Raw genomic sequence first — 14,999 nt, 5'->3', positions numbered from 1 at the left:
GACCACTAGAGCCACGAAAGGATCAACGATGATAATCAGGCTCCGTCACTTCGCCCCATTCCTCGCCGCCGCGGCGGCCGCCACGGCCATCGCCGTCGCGCCCCCCGCGCAGGCCGCATCCAATGTCACCGATTGCCGAACCCACGGGCAGGCCTCGGTGTGCCAGCGCCAGGGCCACGCCTCGATCCAGGTCGATCCGCCGGCCCGGGCTAATCAGGGATTCGGCTTCGGCCGCTTCGGATTCGGGCCCATGTCGCCGATGTGGCTGCTCGGCTAACGAGTAACCACCTCCCGAGCGCAAGGCCGCGACGGAACCTCACCCGAGGTCTCCTCGCGGCCTTGCTGCATGTGCGGACATATATGGCCGCGCTATGAATGTCGTGACTACACACTGGCCACCGCCTTACCGTTGTGTCATCACAACCAGCGAGGAGGCCAAGCATGAACAGCCACAACGCATATCGAGCGGCCATGCTTCTGGCGGCAGCTGCCGCTCTGGCCGTCGGCCTATCGGCACCGGCGCACGCCGGCTCAGGTAAGCCCGAGTGCCGCGACAACTCGGTGACGTCAACCTGCGAGAAGCCGGGTCACTCGATGTCGCCGGGAGCGCCGGACCTGGCGACCCAGCAGTTGCTGTTCGGCAACATGCCGATGCCGATGATGCAGCAACCCATCGGCTAGTCGTCGAGCAGGTCGCGCACCAGCGCGTCGGCGAGCAGCCTGCCCCGCGGCGTCAGCACGAACTGATGGCCCGCACGGGTCAGCAGACCGTCGTCAACCGCTCGTTCGGCACGGACCTGTTCGTTGGGAGTCAGCAGGCTCTCCGGCAGTCCACTGCGCAGCCTGATCCGCAACAGCACATCCTCGACGTGCCGGTCATGGCCATCGAGGCGCTCGAAATCGGCTATCGGCAAGCGCCTTTCATCGATCCGCTGGGCGTAGGTGTTGGGGTGCTTGACATTCCACCAACGGACGTCGCCGACAAAACCGTGGGCACCGGGGCCCACTCCCCACCACTGTCCGCCGTTCCAGTAGCCCAGGTTGTGCCGGCACTCACCGCCGGGGGTACTCCAGTTGGATACCTCGTACCACTGCAGACCGGCCTCGGACAGCCATGAGTCGAGCAGTTCGTACCGATGTGCCAGGACGTCGTCATCGGGCCGGGTGATCTCACCGCGCCGCACCCGACGGGCCAGCGCCGTGCCCTCTTCGACGACGAGGGCGTACGCCGACACGTGGTCCACCTCCGCGGACAACACCGCATCGACCGACCGGCGCAGGTCGTCGTCGGTCTCCCCCGGGGTGCCGTAGATCAGGTCCAGGTTCAGATGGTCGAAGCCGGCCGCCCGCGCCTCGGCGGCCGCCTGCAGCGCACGCCCGGGCGAATGGGTCCGGTCCAGGGTGGCCAGCACCTTCGGGACCGCCGACTGCATGCCCAGCGACACCCGGGTGTACCCCGCCGCGCGGATCTGCTCGAAGAAGCCGCCCGACGTCGACTCGGGGTTGGCCTCGGTAGTGACCTCGGCATCCGGGGCGAGCGGGAAGTGGTCGGCGACGGCGGCCAGCACCGCCGCGAGTCCGTCACCGCCGAGCAGCGACGGTGTGCCGCCGCCGACGAACACGGTGTCGACCGCGACGTCCCCGAGCAGATCGGCGGCCATCGCCAGTTCAGCGCGGGCGGCCGCGAGCCAGCCCTCCGGCGTGGCCCCGCCGAGCTCGCCGGCGGTGTAGGTGTTGAAGTCGCAGTACCCGCACCGGGTGGCGCAAAACGGCACGTGAACATAGATGCCGAACGCCGTGCCCGGAGTGATGGAGAGGTCGGGCACCGCGACCGGACCGGAGCGAACCGACATGCTGCCAGTGTCGCAGAGTTCGACTTTTGCTCACCGCGAGCACAAATCTGGCCCGGTTAGAGGTATCGCGGCCGTTCATGGCAGAATGACCGCCATGGCTGCCCCTCAGACCCTGCGCAACGGTGCGCTGGTGGCCCGGCGCCATGTCGATTTCAAGCGCGTCTGTACCTGTTGTTGTCTGGCTTGACGCCGTAGACCCCCGCCCACCCTGTTCTTCAGCTGGCCGCCGGATCTGCGCCGCCGGAACAGCTCACCGGTGATGTGCGCACTTCGAACGCCGGCTCCTTGACTCCCAGGAGCACCGATTCATGACCCAGCCGACCAATGCGGCCAGGCCAGCAAAACGACGCGGCGAGGGCCAGTGGGCCCTGGGCTACCGCGAACCGCTCAATCCGAATGAGCAGAGCAAGAAGGACGACAACCCGCTCAACGTGCGGGCCCGGATTGAATCCATCTACGCCAAGCAGGGCTTCGACAGCATCGACAAGAGCGACCTGCGCGGCCGGTTCCGGTGGTGGGGTCTGTACACCCAGCGCAAGCCCGGCTACGACGGCACGTGGACCGGTGACGAGAACACCGAAATGCTCGAAGACGAGTACTTCATGCTGCGGGTGCGCAGCGATGGCGGGGCACTGACCACTGCGGCACTGCGCACGCTGGGTGGAATCTCGACCGAGTTCGCCCGCGATACCGCCGACATCAGCGACCGCGAGAACGTGCAGTACCACTGGATCCGGGTCGAGGACATGCCGGAGATCTGGCGCCGGCTCGACGAGGTCGGCCTGCAGACCACCGAGGCCTGCGGCGATTGCCCGCGTGTTGTGCTCGGTTCGCCGCTGGCCGGAGAGTCACTGGACGAGGTCATCGACGGCACGCCGGCCATCGAGGAGATCGTGCGCCGCTACGTCGGCAAGCCCGAGTACTCGAACCTGCCGCGCAAGTTCAAGACCGCGATCAGCGGTCTGCAGGACGTGGTGCACGAGGTCAACGACGTCGCGTTCATCGGCGTCAACCACCCTGAGCACGGACCCGGTTTCGACCTGTGGGTCGGCGGTGGGTTGTCGACGAATCCCATGCTGGGCCAGCGGGTCGGCGCGTGGGTGCCGCTCGACGAGGTTCCTGACGTGTGGGAGGGCGTCGTCAGCGTCTTCCGTGACTACGGTTACCGGCGACTTCGCTCCAAGGCCCGGCTGAAGTTCCTGATCAAGGACTGGGGCGTCGAGAAATTCCGGGAAGTTCTCGAGACCGAGTACCTCAAGCGTCCCCTGATCGACGGGCCGGCGCCGGAGCCGGTGGTGCGCCCGATCGACCACGTCGGCGTGCAGCGGTTGAAGAACGGACTCAATGCCGTTGGCGTGGCGCCCATCGCGGGCAGGGTCTCGGGAACGATCCTGACCAAGGTCGCCGACCTGGCCGAAGCGGCAGGCTCCCAGCGGGTCCGGTTCACGCCGTATCAGAAGCTCATCGTCCTGGACGTCCCCGACGAAAATGTGGCGAAGCTCGTCGCTTCCCTGGACGCGATCGGCCTGCCGTCTTCACCGTCGCACTGGCGGCGCAACCTGATGGCCTGCACGGGAATCGAGTTCTGCAAGCTGAGCTTCGCCGAGACCCGGGTGCGCGCCCAGAGCCTGGTGCCTGATCTGGAGAAGCGCCTGGAGGACATCAACTCCACGCTCGATGTGCCGGTGACGGTCAACATCAACGGCTGCCCCAACTCGTGCGCCCGGATCCAGGTCGCCGACATCGGCTTCAAGGGCCAGATGGTCGACGAGGGTAACGGCCCGGAGGAGGGCTTCCAGGTTCACCTGGGCGGCAGCCTGGGTCTGGACAGCAACTTTGGCCGCAAGCTGCGTCAGCACAAGGTGCTGTCCACCGAACTGGGTGACTACATCGAGCGTGTCGTCCGCAACTTCGTGAAACAAAGGACCGAGGGAGAGCGTTTCGCCCAGTGGGCGGTACGCGCTGACGAGGCTGATTTGCGATGAGCGCTCGCGCGAAGAGAAGAAGGCAGCGATGACTATTGGGGTGCATGAGATGACCGAGGCTGACCTGCGGGCACTGGCAGAACGCGGTGCCGCCGAATTGGACGGCGCCGGTGCTGCCGACCTGCTGGCGTGGACCGACGAGCATTTCGCCGGTACCTACGTGGTGGCGTCGAACATGCAGGACGCCGTGCTGGTCGATCTGGCCGCCAAGGTGCGCCCCGGGGTGGACGTGCTGTTCCTGGACACCGGGTATCACTTCGCCGAGACCATCGGTACCCGCGACGCGGTCGAGGCGGTCTATGACGTGCGCGTCGTCAACGTGACGGCTGAGCACACCGTGGCCGAGCAGGACCAGCTGCTGGGCAAGGACCTGTTCGCCCGCGACCCCAACGAGTGCTGCCGGCTGCGCAAGGTCACCCCGCTGCGCAAGGCGCTGGCGGGTTACTCGGCCTGGGTGACCGGGATCCGACGGGTCGAATCGCCCACTCGGGCCAACGCGCCGCTGATCAGTTTCGACGAGGCGTTCGGCCTGGTGAAGATCAACCCACTGGCGGCGTGGACCGACGAGGACATGCAGGACTACATCAACGCCAACGGCATTCTCGTCAATCCGCTTGTCGACGAAGGGTATCCGTCGATCGGCTGCGCGCCGTGCACCGCCAAGCCCGTCGACGGCGCCGATCCGCGCAGTGGGCGGTGGCAGGGTCTGTCCAAAACCGAATGCGGACTTCACGTTTCGTGACGCTGGTGCTGACGGCACACGGTAGTGCCGACCCGCGTTCGGCGGTGGTGACGCACGCCGTGGCCGAGCAGATCCGGCTGCAGCGTCCGGCGCTGGATGTCCGAGTGGCGTTCTGCGAGCAGAACTCTCCCAATCTGCGTGATGTGCTGCGGGCGCAGAGCGCTCCGGCGGTGGTCACTCCCCTGCTGCTGGCCAGCGCCTACCACGCGCGAGTGGACATCCCGGCGATGATCGCCGATGCCGGTGCCGACGTGCTGCAGGCCGACACCCTCGGCGAGGATCCGCGCCTGGTGAGCGTCCTGCGCGAACGCCTGGCCGAGGTCGGTGTCAGTGCGCACACCCGCGAGGTGGGCGTGCTCGTGGTGGCCGTCGGCTCGTCACGGCCACAGGCCAACGCCCGCACCGCAACCCTGGCCGAGGCACTGCAGGACGGAACCGACTGGGCGGGCACGCAGGTGGCCTACGCCACCGGTCCGCACCCGTCGGTGCGCGACGGAATCGCACTGCTGCGGCAGTCCGGTGCCCGGCGGGTGGTGCTGGCGCCGTGGTTCATCGCGCCGGGGCGCATCACCGACCGGGTCGCCGCGATCGCCGAGACCGACGGCTTGGTGATGGCCGCGCCGTTGGGCGCGCATCCACTGGTCGCCGCGACGGTGCTCGACCGGTTCGATGCGGCGGTGGCGCGGCGCGCCGCGGCCTAGCTCGCCGCGACCTGCACTTCGCCAGCGATCGGCGGTACCCGGGTGGCCCGCACGTAGACGGTGTCACCCTCTTTGAGGCCCAGTGCCTCGGCATCGCCACGAGTGATCTGTGCGGTGAACGGCGAACCGTTGGTGGCGCTGGTCATCTCGACACGGACCTCGAAACCCAGATAAACGACACGATCGATGGTGGCGCGGGTGACCCCGGTGGACTCAGCGGTGCCGTCGCCGGCCGCGATGGCCATCTCCGGATTACGACCGACCCGAATATCGTGCGGACGCACCAGAATTCCGTTGAGCGACGACACGGTGCCCAGGAACGACATCACGAAGGCGTTGGCCGGACTGTCGTAGACGTCGGTGGGGGTGCCGACCTGTTCCACCCGGCCCTTGTTGAGCACGGCGATGCGATCGGCGACGTCGAGCGCCTCGGCCTGATCGTGGGTCACCAGCACGGTGGTCACATGGACCTCGTCGTGCAGCCGGCGCAGCCACGCCCGCAGATCCTCGCGGACCTTGGCGTCCAGGGCGCCGAACGGCTCGTCGAGAAGCAACACCTCGGGGTCGACGGCGAGCGCCCGCGCCAGCGCCATCCGCTGACGCTGACCGCCGGAAAGCTGGTTGGGGTAACGGGTTTGAAAGCCGGCCAGGCCGACCACCTCGAGAAGGTTGTCCACCTTCTCCTTGATCTCGGTCTTGGGCTTCTTGCGGATCTTGAGTCCGAACGCGACGTTGTCGCGCACGGTCAGGTGCTTGAACGCCGCGTAGTGCTGGAACACGAAACCGATTCCGCGCCGTTGCGGCGGGACATTGGTGACATCGCGACCGTTGATGGTGATCGAGCCCGTGTCCGGCTGATCGAGGCCGGCGATGGCCCGAAGCAGGGTGGACTTGCCTGAGCCGCTGGGACCGAGCAGGGCGGTCAACGAGCCGGACGGCACCGCGAAGTCGACGTTGTCCAGGGCCACGAAATCGCCGTAGCGCTTATTGGCGCCGCTGACGGTGATCGCATTGGTCATGACTTTTCCAATCTTGTCTGGCTCACTCGGCGGCCCGCGTACGCCGGGCGTCGAGAATGACCTGGACGACGAGGACGATGACGGCGACCGCCATCAGAAGAGTCGAAACGGCGTAGGCGCCGTACTCGGCGCCGCGGTTGTAACGATCGGACACCAACAGGGTCAGAGTCTGGGATTTGCCGGGCAGGTTGGACGACACCATGATCACCGCGCCGAACTCGCCCAGGGTACGGGCGACCGTGAGCACGATGCCGTAGGTCAGGCCCCAGCGGATCGACGGCAGCGTGATTCGCCAGAATGTCTGCCACCAGCTGGAACCCAGTGTGGCAGCAGCCTCTTCCTGGTCGGTGCCCAATTCGTGCAGGACGGGTTCGACTTCCCGGATGACGAAGGGCACCGTCACGAAGATGCTCGCCAACACAATGCCGGGGAACCCGAAGATGATCTTGAAGCCCAGGCTGTTCTCCACGAAGCCGAACACGCCGGCGGTCCCCCACAGCAGAATCAGCGCGACACCCACGACCACCGGGGACACCGCGAACGGCAAGTCGATGATTGCCTGCAGTGCCGCCTTGCCGCGGAACTTGTTGCGCGCCAGGACCAATGCGGTCGGGACACCGAAGACCACGTTGAGCGGCACCACGATGGCCACCACCAACAGCGATACCTGCAGCGCCGAGATCGCAGCGGGCGTGGTGATCGACGCGAAGAACTCACCGACTCCCGGCTCGAAGGTGCGCCACAGGATCAGCCCGACGGGAACAAGCACCAGCACCAGAATGTAGGCCAGCGCCGCATACCGGGTGAGGTAGCGCACCAGCGGCGAGAGGATCACGACGCCAGCTCCTCACGCTTGGCCGCGCGCGAACCGACCGCCCGCAGAACGAACAGCACGAGGAACGAGATCACCAGCAGCACAATGGAGATCGCCGCGGCACCGGTTCGGTCGTCGTTCTCGATGAGTGTCCGGATCCATTGCGAGGACACCTCGGTCTCCCCTGGCACCGCACCGCCGATGAGCACCACTGAGCCGAACTCGCCGATGGCGCGGGAGAACGCCAGCCCGGCGCCGGACAGCAGTGCCGGCAGCAGCGCGGGCAGGATCACCTTGGTGAAGATCACAAAGTTGGTGGCCCCGAGCGACGCCGCGGCCTCCTCAACCTCGCGGTCGAGTTCGAGCAGCACCGGCTGAACCGAGCGGACCACAAATGGCAGCGTGACAAACAGTAGGGCGATGCCCACGCCCCACTTGGTGTGCTGCAGATGCAGGTCGACGGGGCTGTTAGGCCCGTAGAGGGCCAGCATCACCAGGCTCGCGACAATCGTGGGCAGCGCGAACGGCAGGTCGATGACGGCGTCGACCAGCCGCTTACCGGGGAACTCGTCGCGGGTGAGCACCCAGGCCACCAGCAGCCCGAACACCGCGTTGATCAGGGTGACGCCGATCGAGATCGTCAACGTCACCCGGAACGATTCCACCGCGGCGTTAGAGGTGACGGCGGCGACGAACGCCGCCCACCCGCCCTTGGCCGACTGCCAGACGATCGCGGCCAGGGGCAACAGCACGATGACACTCAGCCAGATCGAGGCGGCACCGACCCGCAACCTCGTCGTACCGGTTTGGCCGGCCAGGAAACCGGACGGCCGGCCCGGCTCACCGCCGGTGAGCTCGGGCCGGACCGCCTGAGGATTCGGTTCTACGGCTGCCGTCATCCAGTTGCCTGCTTGTAGATCTTCGTGATGGACCCATTTTCCTTGTCGAACAGCGCGGGATCTACCGTTGTCCACCCACCGAGATCGGCGATCGTCCACAGCTTCTGCGGAGTCGGGAAATCGGCCGCGAAGTCGGCCGCGACAGCCGGGTCGACCGGGCGGAAGCCGGCCTCGGCCCAGATCTTCTGCCCCTCCGGGGTGAAGAGGAAGTTCTTCAGGGCGGTGGCCTTGTCCTGGTGCGCGCTGGTGGTCACCACCGCAACGGGGTTCTCGATCTTGAACGTCTGGGGCGGATTGACATGCTCGACGGGCTTGCCCTGCCGCTCGACGTTAATGGCCTCGTTCTCGTAACTGATCAGCACGTCACCGGTGCCCTGCAGGAACACGTCGGTGGCTTCCCGGCCGGAGCCCGGACGGGTCTTGACGTGCTCGGTGACCAGCTTGTTGACGAAATCCAGGCCCGCCTGCGGATCCTGGCCACCGTTGCTCTTGGCGGCGTACGGGGCCAATAGGTTCCACTTGGCCGAACCGGAGCTCAACGGGCTCGGCGTGACGACCTCGATACCGGACTGAAGCAGGTCGTCCCAGTCCTTGATGTTCTTCGGGTTGCCCTTGCGGACCACCAGCGAGACCACCGACCCGAACGGGATGCCCTTGGTGGCGTCCTTGTTCCAGTCGGCGGCGACCTTGTTGGCCTTCACCAGCCGGGTGACGTCGGGTTCGACAGAGAAGTTCACGATGTCAGCGGGCTTGCCGTCGACCACAGCGCGGGATTGGTCACCGGAAGCGCCGTAGGACGTGGTGACCGCGACGCCCTTGCCCTCGGGGGTCGCGGCGAAGGCCGGGATGATCTTGCTCCACCCGGGTTCCGGCACGGCGTAGGCGACCAGCGTCAGCGTGGTGTCGGCCTTGCTGCCGCCACCGTCACCGGCGACATCGCTGGAGCCGCCGCCGCACGCGGCGAGCACGGTGGCGGTGACGGCGAGCGCGGCGGCCGTGCGCCAGCGACGGGCGGCGGGGAATCTCTGCATTACGGGCCTTTCTCGTTACGGGGTCGGGCGGAACGAACCCGTCGCAACGGAATGGCGATGTTTCATCAGCGAATTGCCATGACCATCACCGACACCAGACCGCGGACGGGTAGGGGTGTCAGCGACAACAAGCGACATCAGCAACGGCGCAAGCACCGACGGCAATGAGGGCCAGAATGTGGCCCTCGCCGTAACCGGTCGCCGACTGCATGGCGCGAAGCTTAACAGAGTTCCGGTGTGAGGCCGGTTGGGGAGTCAGCGGTTGAGCAGCCACACGATGACGACGAGAATCAGCAGCGCGACCAGTGCCAGCGTCACCCGCGACCGGGGCATCCCGCTCACCGCCGCTCCTCTCTATCGCGACGAATCCAGTGCAGCGCTTTGATGCCGTTGCCCAGCACCACGTCCACCCCGCACGCGATGCCGTAGGCCAGTGCGAGCACCACCGGCATCACGATGATCACCTGCGGCACGAACCCGAGCCCGGACAGCCATAGCTCCACGCCGTCCCACCAACTCAGGATCCCGGTCACGCACCCCAGCCTAGGCCGCCGCCGCTACCCCACCGCCATCGGTGTGAGCAGCAAAGTTACGGTTCGGCCTACAAGTAGACGCCGGGCGTCCGCGCGGTCGATGATGTCTGGATGGTTCTGCAAGCCCAGCCAGCAGGTGAGAACACGGCCGTGCCTGCGTTCGACACAGCCGCACCGCTGTCCGCCACGGCCCCGGTGCCCTACGCCTCCAGCGCGGCGTTGCGTAACCCGTTCCCGCCGATCGCCGACTACGCGTTTCTGTCGGACTGCGAGAACACCTGCCTGATCTCGTCGGCGGGTGCGGTGGAGTGGCTGTGTGTGCCGCGGCCGGACTCCCCCAGCGTCTTCGGCGCCATCCTGGACCGCGGAGCCGGCCACTTTCGGCTCGGACCGTACGGGGTCTCGGTGCCCGCCGCGCGCCGCTACCTTCCCGGCAGCCTGATCCTCGAGACCACCTGGCAGACCCACACCGGCTGGGTGATCGTGCGCGATGCCCTGGTCATGGGGCCCTGGCATGACATCGAGACCCGGTCGCGTACCCACCGGCGCACCCCGATGGACTGGGATGCCGAGCACATCCTGCTGCGCACGGTGCGTTGCGTGAGCGGCACCGTCGAACTGGTGATGAACTGCGAGCCGTCCTTCGACTACGCCCGGGTCAACGCCACCTGGGAATACTCGGCGAACGCCTACGGCGAGGCGATCGCGCGGGCCCGTAAGGATCCGGACGCCCACCCCACCCTGCGGTTGACCACCAATCTGCGCATCGGCCTGGAAGGCCGGGAGGCCAGGGCCCGGACCCGGCTCAAAGAGGGTGACAACATCTTCGTCGCGCTGTCCTGGTCGAAGCACCCGGCGCCGCAGACCTACGAAGAAGCCGCCGACAAGATGTGGCAGACCAGCGAGGCCTGGCGGCAGTGGATCAACATAGGCGACTTCCCCGACCATCCGTGGCGGTCCTACCTGCAGCGCAGCGCGCTCACGCTCAAGGGCCTCACCTACTCGCCCACCGGCGCTCTGCTGGCGGCCAGCACCACCTCGCTGCCCGAGACACCGCAGGGTGAACGCAACTGGGACTACCGGTATGCCTGGGTACGCGACTCGACATTCGCGCTGTGGGGCCTCTACACACTGGGGCTGGACCGCGAGGCCGACGACTTCTTCTCGTTCATCGCCGACGTGTCGGGCGCCAACAACGGCGAGCGGCATCCGCTGCAGGTGATGTACGCCGTCGGCGGCGAGCGCGAACTCGTCGAGGAGGAACTCAACCACCTGTCGGGCTATGACAACGCCCGGCCGGTGCGCATCGGCAACGGCGCCTACAACCAGCGCCAGCACGATATCTGGGGCACCATGCTGGACTCGGTGTACCTGCACGCCAAGTCGCGCGAGCAGATCTCCGATCAGCTGTGGCCGGTGCTCAAGGAACAGGTCGAAGAGGCCATCAAGCATTGGAAGGAACCCGACCGCGGCATTTGGGAGGTGCGCGGGGAGCCGCAGCACTTCACCTCTTCGAAGGTGATGTGCTGGGTGGCCCTGGACCGCGGCTCCAAACTGGCCGAACTGGTCGGCGAGAAGAGCTACGCCCAGCAGTGGCGGGCGATCGCCGAGGAGATCAAGGCCGACATCCTGGCCCACGGGGTCGACAAGCGCGGGGTGCTCACCCAGCGCTACGGCGACGACGCGCTGGACGCCTCGCTGCTGCTGGTGCCGTTGGTGCGGTTCCTGCCGTCGGACGATCCGCGGGTGCGGGCCACGGTGCTGGCCATCGCCGACGAACTGACCGAGGACGGCCTGGTGCTGCGCTACCGGGTCGAGGAGACCGACGACGGCCTGTCCGGCGAAGAGGGCACCTTCACCATCTGCTCGTTCTGGCTGGTGTCGGCGCTGGTCGAGATCGGCGAGGTGAGCCGGGCCCGGCATCTGTGCGAGCGGCTGCTGTCCTTCGCCAGCCCGCTGCATCTCTACGCCGAGGAGATCGAGCCGCGCACCGGGCGGCACCTGGGCAACTTCCCGCAGGCGTTCACCCACCTGGCTTTGATCAACGCCGTGGTGCACGTCATCCGCGCCGAGGAGGAGGCGGACAGCACCGGGGTGTTCCAACCGGCCAACGCCCCGATGTAGCGGGCCGGACGCTGGCCGCGCCGACAGTAACCCCACGGCGGTCGAACCCGTGATGTTCCGCCAGGAGGTTACTGTCGTGGCTCGGCCCCGGCAGGGGCCTACCCGAGGCGGTCGGTGAGCATGGCCGACTCGACCGTGCGCAGCAGATTCTTGACGGTCGCGACGTCGCCGGCGTCGTCGCCGAGGGCCGTCGCCATCTGGCGCGCCCACTGCCGGCGCAGCCGTGTCAGGTTGGCCGCGGCCAGGTCGGTGGGAAACAGGTTGGCGCCGCGGGCGTCGTGCGGATCGGCCAGGCGCTGGACGAATCCGCGCCGCTCGAGGCTCCGCAGCGCGGTGCTGAGGTTGCTGCGCTGCAAGCCGGTGTACTTGGCCACATCGCTGGGCGCGGCCCCGGGGTGGTTATCGATGTAGCGCATCACGAAAGCCTCCGACGGCGTCAGATGCACCGTCTCGGCGTCCATGCCCATCCGAAGTTCGCGGGCGATCGCCAGGATCACCTCGGCGAGGTCGGCCAGCTCACTGTCCATGGACAAATCGTACGCGCATTGGTTATGACTTAATAGTTATTACTTCATAACTACTTGAATGAGGACGTCATGACCACCGCAGTGATCGGCCGGACCAGCGAGCGCGACGCGTCCATCTCGCCCTGGCTGCTGCTGGTGTTGGCGCTGCTGTCGGCGGTCGCCCCGGTGGCCACCGACCTGTACCTGCCGGCATTCCCCGAGATGACGGTCGAACTGCAGGCGAGCGCGACGGCCGTGCAGTTGACGTTGACCGCGTTCCTGCTCGGGCTGACCTTCGGGCAGCTGGCCTTCGGGCCGCTGTCTGATCGCATCGGCCGCCGCGGCCCACTGGTCGTGGGCACCCTGCTGTGCGTGGTCGCCAGCGCGGTGGCCGCGATGGCCCCCAGCGTCGGCGTCCTCATCGCCGCCCGCTTCGCCCAGGGCTTCACCGGCGCCGCCGGCATGGTGATCGGCCGGGCCGTGATCTCCGACCTCGCCACCGGCAAGTCAGCCGCCAGGGCCTTCAGCCTGATGATGATCGTCGGCGGCGTCGCACCCGTCATCGCCCCGTTCGCCGGTGGCCTGCTGGTCGGCCAGATCGGCTGGCGCGGCATCCTGTGGGTGGTCGGCGGTATCGCGGTTGCGATGTTCCTCGCCAGCGCCGCACTGGTACGCGAATCCCACCCCAAGGAGCGCCGGGCCGCCCTGAAAACCTCTGCCGCCGAAGGTGTTTCGCCTTGGCGTGAGTTGCGTTCCCGCACCTATCTGGCCAACACCCTGGCGTTCGGCTTCGGGTTCTCGGTGATGATGGCCTATATCTCGGCGTCGCCGTTCGTCTATCAGGTGATGCTCGGGCTCACCCCGATGCAGTACGGAATCGCCTTCGCGGTCAACGCACTTGGCCTCACCGCGGTCAGCGCACTGTCGGCCCGCCTGACGGCCAGTGTGTCCAGCCGCCGCCTGCTGGGCGTGGGGCTGAGCCTGACACTGATCGCCACTCTGAGCCTGCTGACCCTGGTGCTCACGGGTGCGCCGGCCTGGACCATCGCGATCCCGATCTTCGTCGCGGTGTCCTGCCAGGGCCTGATCCTGGGCAACGCCACCGCATTGGCCCTGGCCGCCGTCCCGCGCGCATCCGGCTCCGGTTCCGCCGGCCTGGGCGCCCTGCAGTTCGGGCTGGGAGCGGCGGTCTCTCCACTGGTCAGTCTTGGCGGACAGCACACCGCCCTGCCCTTGGCCGTGGTGATGGTGACGCTGTCGGTACTCGCACTGGTGGCCTACTCGGCCGGACGGTCTACTTCTTAGCGGCGTTCTGGAGCATGGTGGTGGCGATGGTCTTGGCCTCGTCGCCGATCGAGTCGCTGCACGCCCAGACCTCGACGATGAGGTTGGCGGCCGACGCCATCGCGTGCTGACAGCCCCATCCCCCGGCGTCCTGTTGCTCGGCGCCCTGGGTCAGCACGTCACCGCTGACGTCAGCGGGGCCGATATCCCACGTCGAGTGCACCTCGTCGTTGTCGATATCGATCGAGGAGTTCTCGCACGACTGCCACGTCGAGCGCGACTCCTCGAGGAAGCGCTGCGCCTTGGCCGCCGAGGGGAAGAGCACGGCGATCTGCTCCACCCAGTGCTCGTTGTCGCCAGTGGGTTCCTGGAGCACCTCGTCGCGCAGCGCGGTCCAGTCGCTGCCCTTGTAGACCTTCTCCTCGGCGCCGTAGATCGCACCCAGGCAGTCCAGGTCGGACACCGCGTCGGAATTGTCGCTCATGTCCTCGGTGGACCCGGTCTCTCGAATGCCGGTGGCACCCATCACGCCGTTGATCTCACCCACGCTGAGCAGCACCCGGCCCAGATCGGATTCCTTGAGGTCGGCAACATTGGCCGGGGCCGAACCGCCGCCGTGCGCCTTGACCGCGGTTCCTCCCACGGTCGAGGCACATCCGGCGATCAGGGCGCTGAGCAGGAGCGCGGCGGCACCCACCGCGGGCACGGGGCGAATCACCCCGACATTGTCCCCCCGCTGGCAGTTTCCTGTGCACCTTCGGGGGCCTTGCCGATCAGCGCGCCCGCACGACGTTCTCGGCCATCAATCGGGCGATACCCGCCGCCCGCTCAGCAGCCGGGGCCTGGCCGGGACTTTCTGCGGTGACGGCGACGTCGACATCGACGATGCAGTCCCCGGCCACCTCGATGGCCCGTTCGGTGGGAAACTGCGCACCGCCCTGGTTGTCGGAGTTGACGATGACCGACGTGAGCCGCGTTCCGTCGATCCGGACATCGGTGACCTTCTCGTACAGTTCGGCGTTCTCGGCGTTGTGCAGGGCGATCGTCACCGTGGTGCCCTGGCACGCCTTCCAGCGATCCGCGAATGCGGCGAACATCCGCTGCGCGTCCTGCGGCGAGCCGAACTGCACCACCCCGGCGTCGACGCTGGAGACCGCCTGACCCGTTCCGTACCGGGAGAACTCCTGCCAGGCGGCGCCAACGACGTCACCCTTCTCGTAAACGATCCGCATGAACGGCGACACCGGCCCCAGGCAGTCGATGGGCCGGGCGGTGTCGTTGTCCCGAATGCCGTTGGGCAGGACGTCGATACCACCCTGGTAGGGAGCAGAACCGTTGTCGCTCAATGGGTTTCCGGCAATCCGGCTGACATCGGAACTGCTCGGCAGCACCGCGGCGAGCTGGCGCGGCGAGGCGGACTGAGGCACAGCACTGCCCCCGACCGTGGCCGAGCAGCCGGCCAGTGCGGCGATGCCGAGCACGGCACCAAGGATCGATCGCCCCCGAAC

The 14,999-nt window shown here is 67.3% G+C and carries 17 protein-coding genes; 7 read left to right on the top strand and 10 right to left on the bottom strand.

Annotation, left to right across the window (positions count from 1 at the left end; all coding sequences use genetic code 11):
- Positions 1-28 precede the first annotated feature (28 nt).
- On the top strand, positions 29-277 hold the full coding sequence (locus BN3385_RS16485) for a hypothetical protein (RefSeq protein WP_059018176.1): 249 nt from the start codon (positions 29-31) through the stop codon (positions 275-277).
- Between the two features lie 164 nt (positions 278-441).
- Positions 442-681, top strand: a complete 240-nt coding sequence (locus BN3385_RS16480) for a hypothetical protein (protein ID WP_059018174.1) — start codon at positions 442-444, stop codon at positions 679-681.
- Here BN3385_RS16480 and hemW read toward each other — a convergent pair.
- Positions 678-1,853, bottom strand: coding sequence for a radical SAM family heme chaperone HemW (gene hemW / locus BN3385_RS16475; RefSeq protein WP_059018172.1), 1,176 nt, complete (start codon positions 1,851-1,853; stop codon positions 678-680). The genes BN3385_RS16480 and hemW overlap by 4 nt on opposite strands.
- A gap of 308 nt (positions 1,854-2,161) precedes the next feature.
- Between hemW and BN3385_RS16470 the strand changes: the two genes are divergently transcribed.
- The 3 genes from BN3385_RS16470 to BN3385_RS16460 are packed head-to-tail and all read left to right on the top strand — an operon-like array spanning position 2,162 to position 5,281.
- The gene (locus tag BN3385_RS16470) at positions 2,162-3,838 is read left to right on the top strand and encodes a nitrite/sulfite reductase (protein WP_059018170.1); all 1,677 of its coding nucleotides are present in this window, start codon (positions 2,162-2,164) and stop codon (positions 3,836-3,838) included.
- 28 nt (positions 3,839-3,866) lie between these two features.
- Positions 3,867-4,580 (top strand): phosphoadenylyl-sulfate reductase, encoded by a 714-nt coding sequence (locus tag BN3385_RS16465; protein ID WP_197415225.1) that lies wholly within the window; start codon positions 3,867-3,869, stop codon positions 4,578-4,580.
- On the top strand, positions 4,559-5,281 hold the full coding sequence (locus BN3385_RS16460; protein WP_059018166.1) for a sirohydrochlorin chelatase: 723 nt from the start codon (positions 4,559-4,561) through the stop codon (positions 5,279-5,281). The genes BN3385_RS16465 and BN3385_RS16460 overlap by 22 nt, the downstream gene beginning before the upstream one ends.
- Here the strand turns inward: BN3385_RS16460 and BN3385_RS16455 are convergent.
- The 6 genes from BN3385_RS16455 to BN3385_RS16435 all read right to left on the bottom strand — a co-directional run bounded on the left by BN3385_RS16455 (position 5,278) and on the right by BN3385_RS16435 (position 9,577).
- Positions 5,278-6,300, bottom strand: coding sequence for a sulfate/molybdate ABC transporter ATP-binding protein (locus BN3385_RS16455; RefSeq protein WP_059018164.1), 1,023 nt, complete (start codon positions 6,298-6,300; stop codon positions 5,278-5,280). The genes BN3385_RS16460 and BN3385_RS16455 overlap by 4 nt on opposite strands.
- Positions 6,301-6,322: 22 nt before the next feature.
- Positions 6,323-7,135 (bottom strand): sulfate ABC transporter permease subunit CysW, encoded by an 813-nt coding sequence (gene cysW, locus BN3385_RS16450; protein ID WP_059018162.1) that lies wholly within the window; start codon positions 7,133-7,135, stop codon positions 6,323-6,325.
- Positions 7,132-8,013 (bottom strand): sulfate ABC transporter permease subunit CysT, encoded by an 882-nt coding sequence (gene cysT, locus BN3385_RS16445; protein WP_059018160.1) that lies wholly within the window; start codon positions 8,011-8,013, stop codon positions 7,132-7,134. Before cysT ends, cysW begins: the two co-directional genes overlap by 4 nt.
- On the bottom strand, positions 8,010-9,044 hold the full coding sequence (locus BN3385_RS16440; RefSeq protein ID WP_059018158.1) for a sulfate ABC transporter substrate-binding protein: 1,035 nt from the start codon (positions 9,042-9,044) through the stop codon (positions 8,010-8,012). Before BN3385_RS16440 ends, cysT begins: the two co-directional genes overlap by 4 nt.
- 118 nt (positions 9,045-9,162) lie before the next feature.
- Complete coding sequence (locus tag BN3385_RS29345) at positions 9,163-9,255, bottom strand: Ms4533A family Cys-rich leader peptide (protein WP_353612230.1); 93 nt, start codon at positions 9,253-9,255, stop codon at positions 9,163-9,165.
- 127 nt (positions 9,256-9,382) lie between these two features.
- On the bottom strand, positions 9,383-9,577 hold the full coding sequence (locus BN3385_RS16435; RefSeq protein ID WP_059018156.1) for a hypothetical protein: 195 nt from the start codon (positions 9,575-9,577) through the stop codon (positions 9,383-9,385).
- A 111-nt stretch (positions 9,578-9,688) separates the two neighbouring features.
- On the opposite strand from BN3385_RS16435, the gene BN3385_RS16430 reads away from it, so the two are divergent.
- Positions 9,689-11,701: a glycoside hydrolase family 15 protein gene (locus BN3385_RS16430; RefSeq protein ID WP_059018155.1), complete on the top strand. Its 2,013-nt coding sequence runs from the start codon at positions 9,689-9,691 to the stop codon at positions 11,699-11,701.
- A 98-nt stretch (positions 11,702-11,799) separates the two neighbouring features.
- Here the strand turns inward: BN3385_RS16430 and BN3385_RS16425 are convergent, their stop codons facing one another.
- Positions 11,800-12,228 carry a MarR family winged helix-turn-helix transcriptional regulator gene (locus tag BN3385_RS16425; RefSeq protein ID WP_059018153.1) on the bottom strand — a complete coding sequence of 143 codons (429 nt, stop codon included), beginning with the start codon at positions 12,226-12,228 and terminating at the stop codon, positions 11,800-11,802.
- Between the two features lie 69 nt (positions 12,229-12,297).
- Here BN3385_RS16425 and BN3385_RS16420 point away from each other — a divergent pair, with 69 nt between their 5' ends.
- The gene (locus tag BN3385_RS16420) at positions 12,298-13,512 is read left to right on the top strand and encodes a multidrug effflux MFS transporter (protein ID WP_059022039.1); all 1,215 of its coding nucleotides are present in this window, start codon (positions 12,298-12,300) and stop codon (positions 13,510-13,512) included.
- On the opposite strand, the gene BN3385_RS16415 is transcribed toward BN3385_RS16420, so the two are convergent.
- Together BN3385_RS16415 and BN3385_RS16410 are read right to left on the bottom strand one after the other, a co-directional pair.
- Positions 13,502-14,209, bottom strand: coding sequence for a sensor domain-containing protein (locus BN3385_RS16415; RefSeq protein ID WP_231748749.1), 708 nt, complete (start codon positions 14,207-14,209; stop codon positions 13,502-13,504). The two genes, BN3385_RS16420 and BN3385_RS16415, sit on opposite strands and share 11 nt — an antisense overlap.
- Positions 14,210-14,264: 55 nt before the next feature.
- Complete coding sequence (locus BN3385_RS16410; protein ID WP_059018150.1) at positions 14,265-14,972, bottom strand: sensor domain-containing protein; 708 nt, start codon at positions 14,970-14,972, stop codon at positions 14,265-14,267.
- Positions 14,973-14,999 lie beyond the last annotated feature (27 nt).

This window comes from Mycobacterium sp. M26 (assembly GCF_001494595.1).
Taxonomy (GTDB): Bacteria; Actinomycetota; Actinomycetes; order Mycobacteriales; family Mycobacteriaceae; genus Mycobacterium.
This window is presented reverse-complemented; position numbering and strand designations above follow the sequence as displayed.

Bases quoted from the DNA above. Each gene is read 5' to 3' on its own strand.
- cysT (WP_059018160.1), bottom strand. From the start codon at position 8,013: ATGACGGCAGCCGTAGAACCGAATCCTCAGGCGGTCCGGCCCGAGCTC.
- BN3385_RS16420 (WP_059022039.1), top strand. From the start codon at position 12,298: ATGACCACCGCAGTGATCGGCCGGACCAGCGAGCGCGACGCGTCCATC.
- BN3385_RS29345 (WP_353612230.1), bottom strand. From the start codon at position 9,255: ATGCAGTCGGCGACCGGTTACGGCGAGGGCCACATTCTGGCCCTCATT.
- BN3385_RS16480 (WP_059018174.1), top strand. From the start codon at position 442: ATGAACAGCCACAACGCATATCGAGCGGCCATGCTTCTGGCGGCAGCT.
- BN3385_RS16485 (WP_059018176.1), top strand. From the start codon at position 29: ATGATAATCAGGCTCCGTCACTTCGCCCCATTCCTCGCCGCCGCGGCG.
- BN3385_RS16430 (WP_059018155.1), top strand. From the start codon at position 9,689: ATGGTTCTGCAAGCCCAGCCAGCAGGTGAGAACACGGCCGTGCCTGCG.
- BN3385_RS16440 (WP_059018158.1), bottom strand. From the start codon at position 9,044: ATGCAGAGATTCCCCGCCGCCCGTCGCTGGCGCACGGCCGCCGCGCTC.
- BN3385_RS16470 (WP_059018170.1), top strand. From the start codon at position 2,162: ATGACCCAGCCGACCAATGCGGCCAGGCCAGCAAAACGACGCGGCGAG.
- BN3385_RS16460 (WP_059018166.1), top strand. From the start codon at position 4,559: ATGCGGACTTCACGTTTCGTGACGCTGGTGCTGACGGCACACGGTAGT.
- hemW (WP_059018172.1), bottom strand. From the start codon at position 1,853: ATGTCGGTTCGCTCCGGTCCGGTCGCGGTGCCCGACCTCTCCATCACT.
- BN3385_RS16455 (WP_059018164.1), bottom strand. From the start codon at position 6,300: ATGACCAATGCGATCACCGTCAGCGGCGCCAATAAGCGCTACGGCGAT.
- BN3385_RS16425 (WP_059018153.1), bottom strand. From the start codon at position 12,228: ATGGACAGTGAGCTGGCCGACCTCGCCGAGGTGATCCTGGCGATCGCC.
- BN3385_RS16465 (WP_197415225.1), top strand. From the start codon at position 3,867: ATGACTATTGGGGTGCATGAGATGACCGAGGCTGACCTGCGGGCACTG.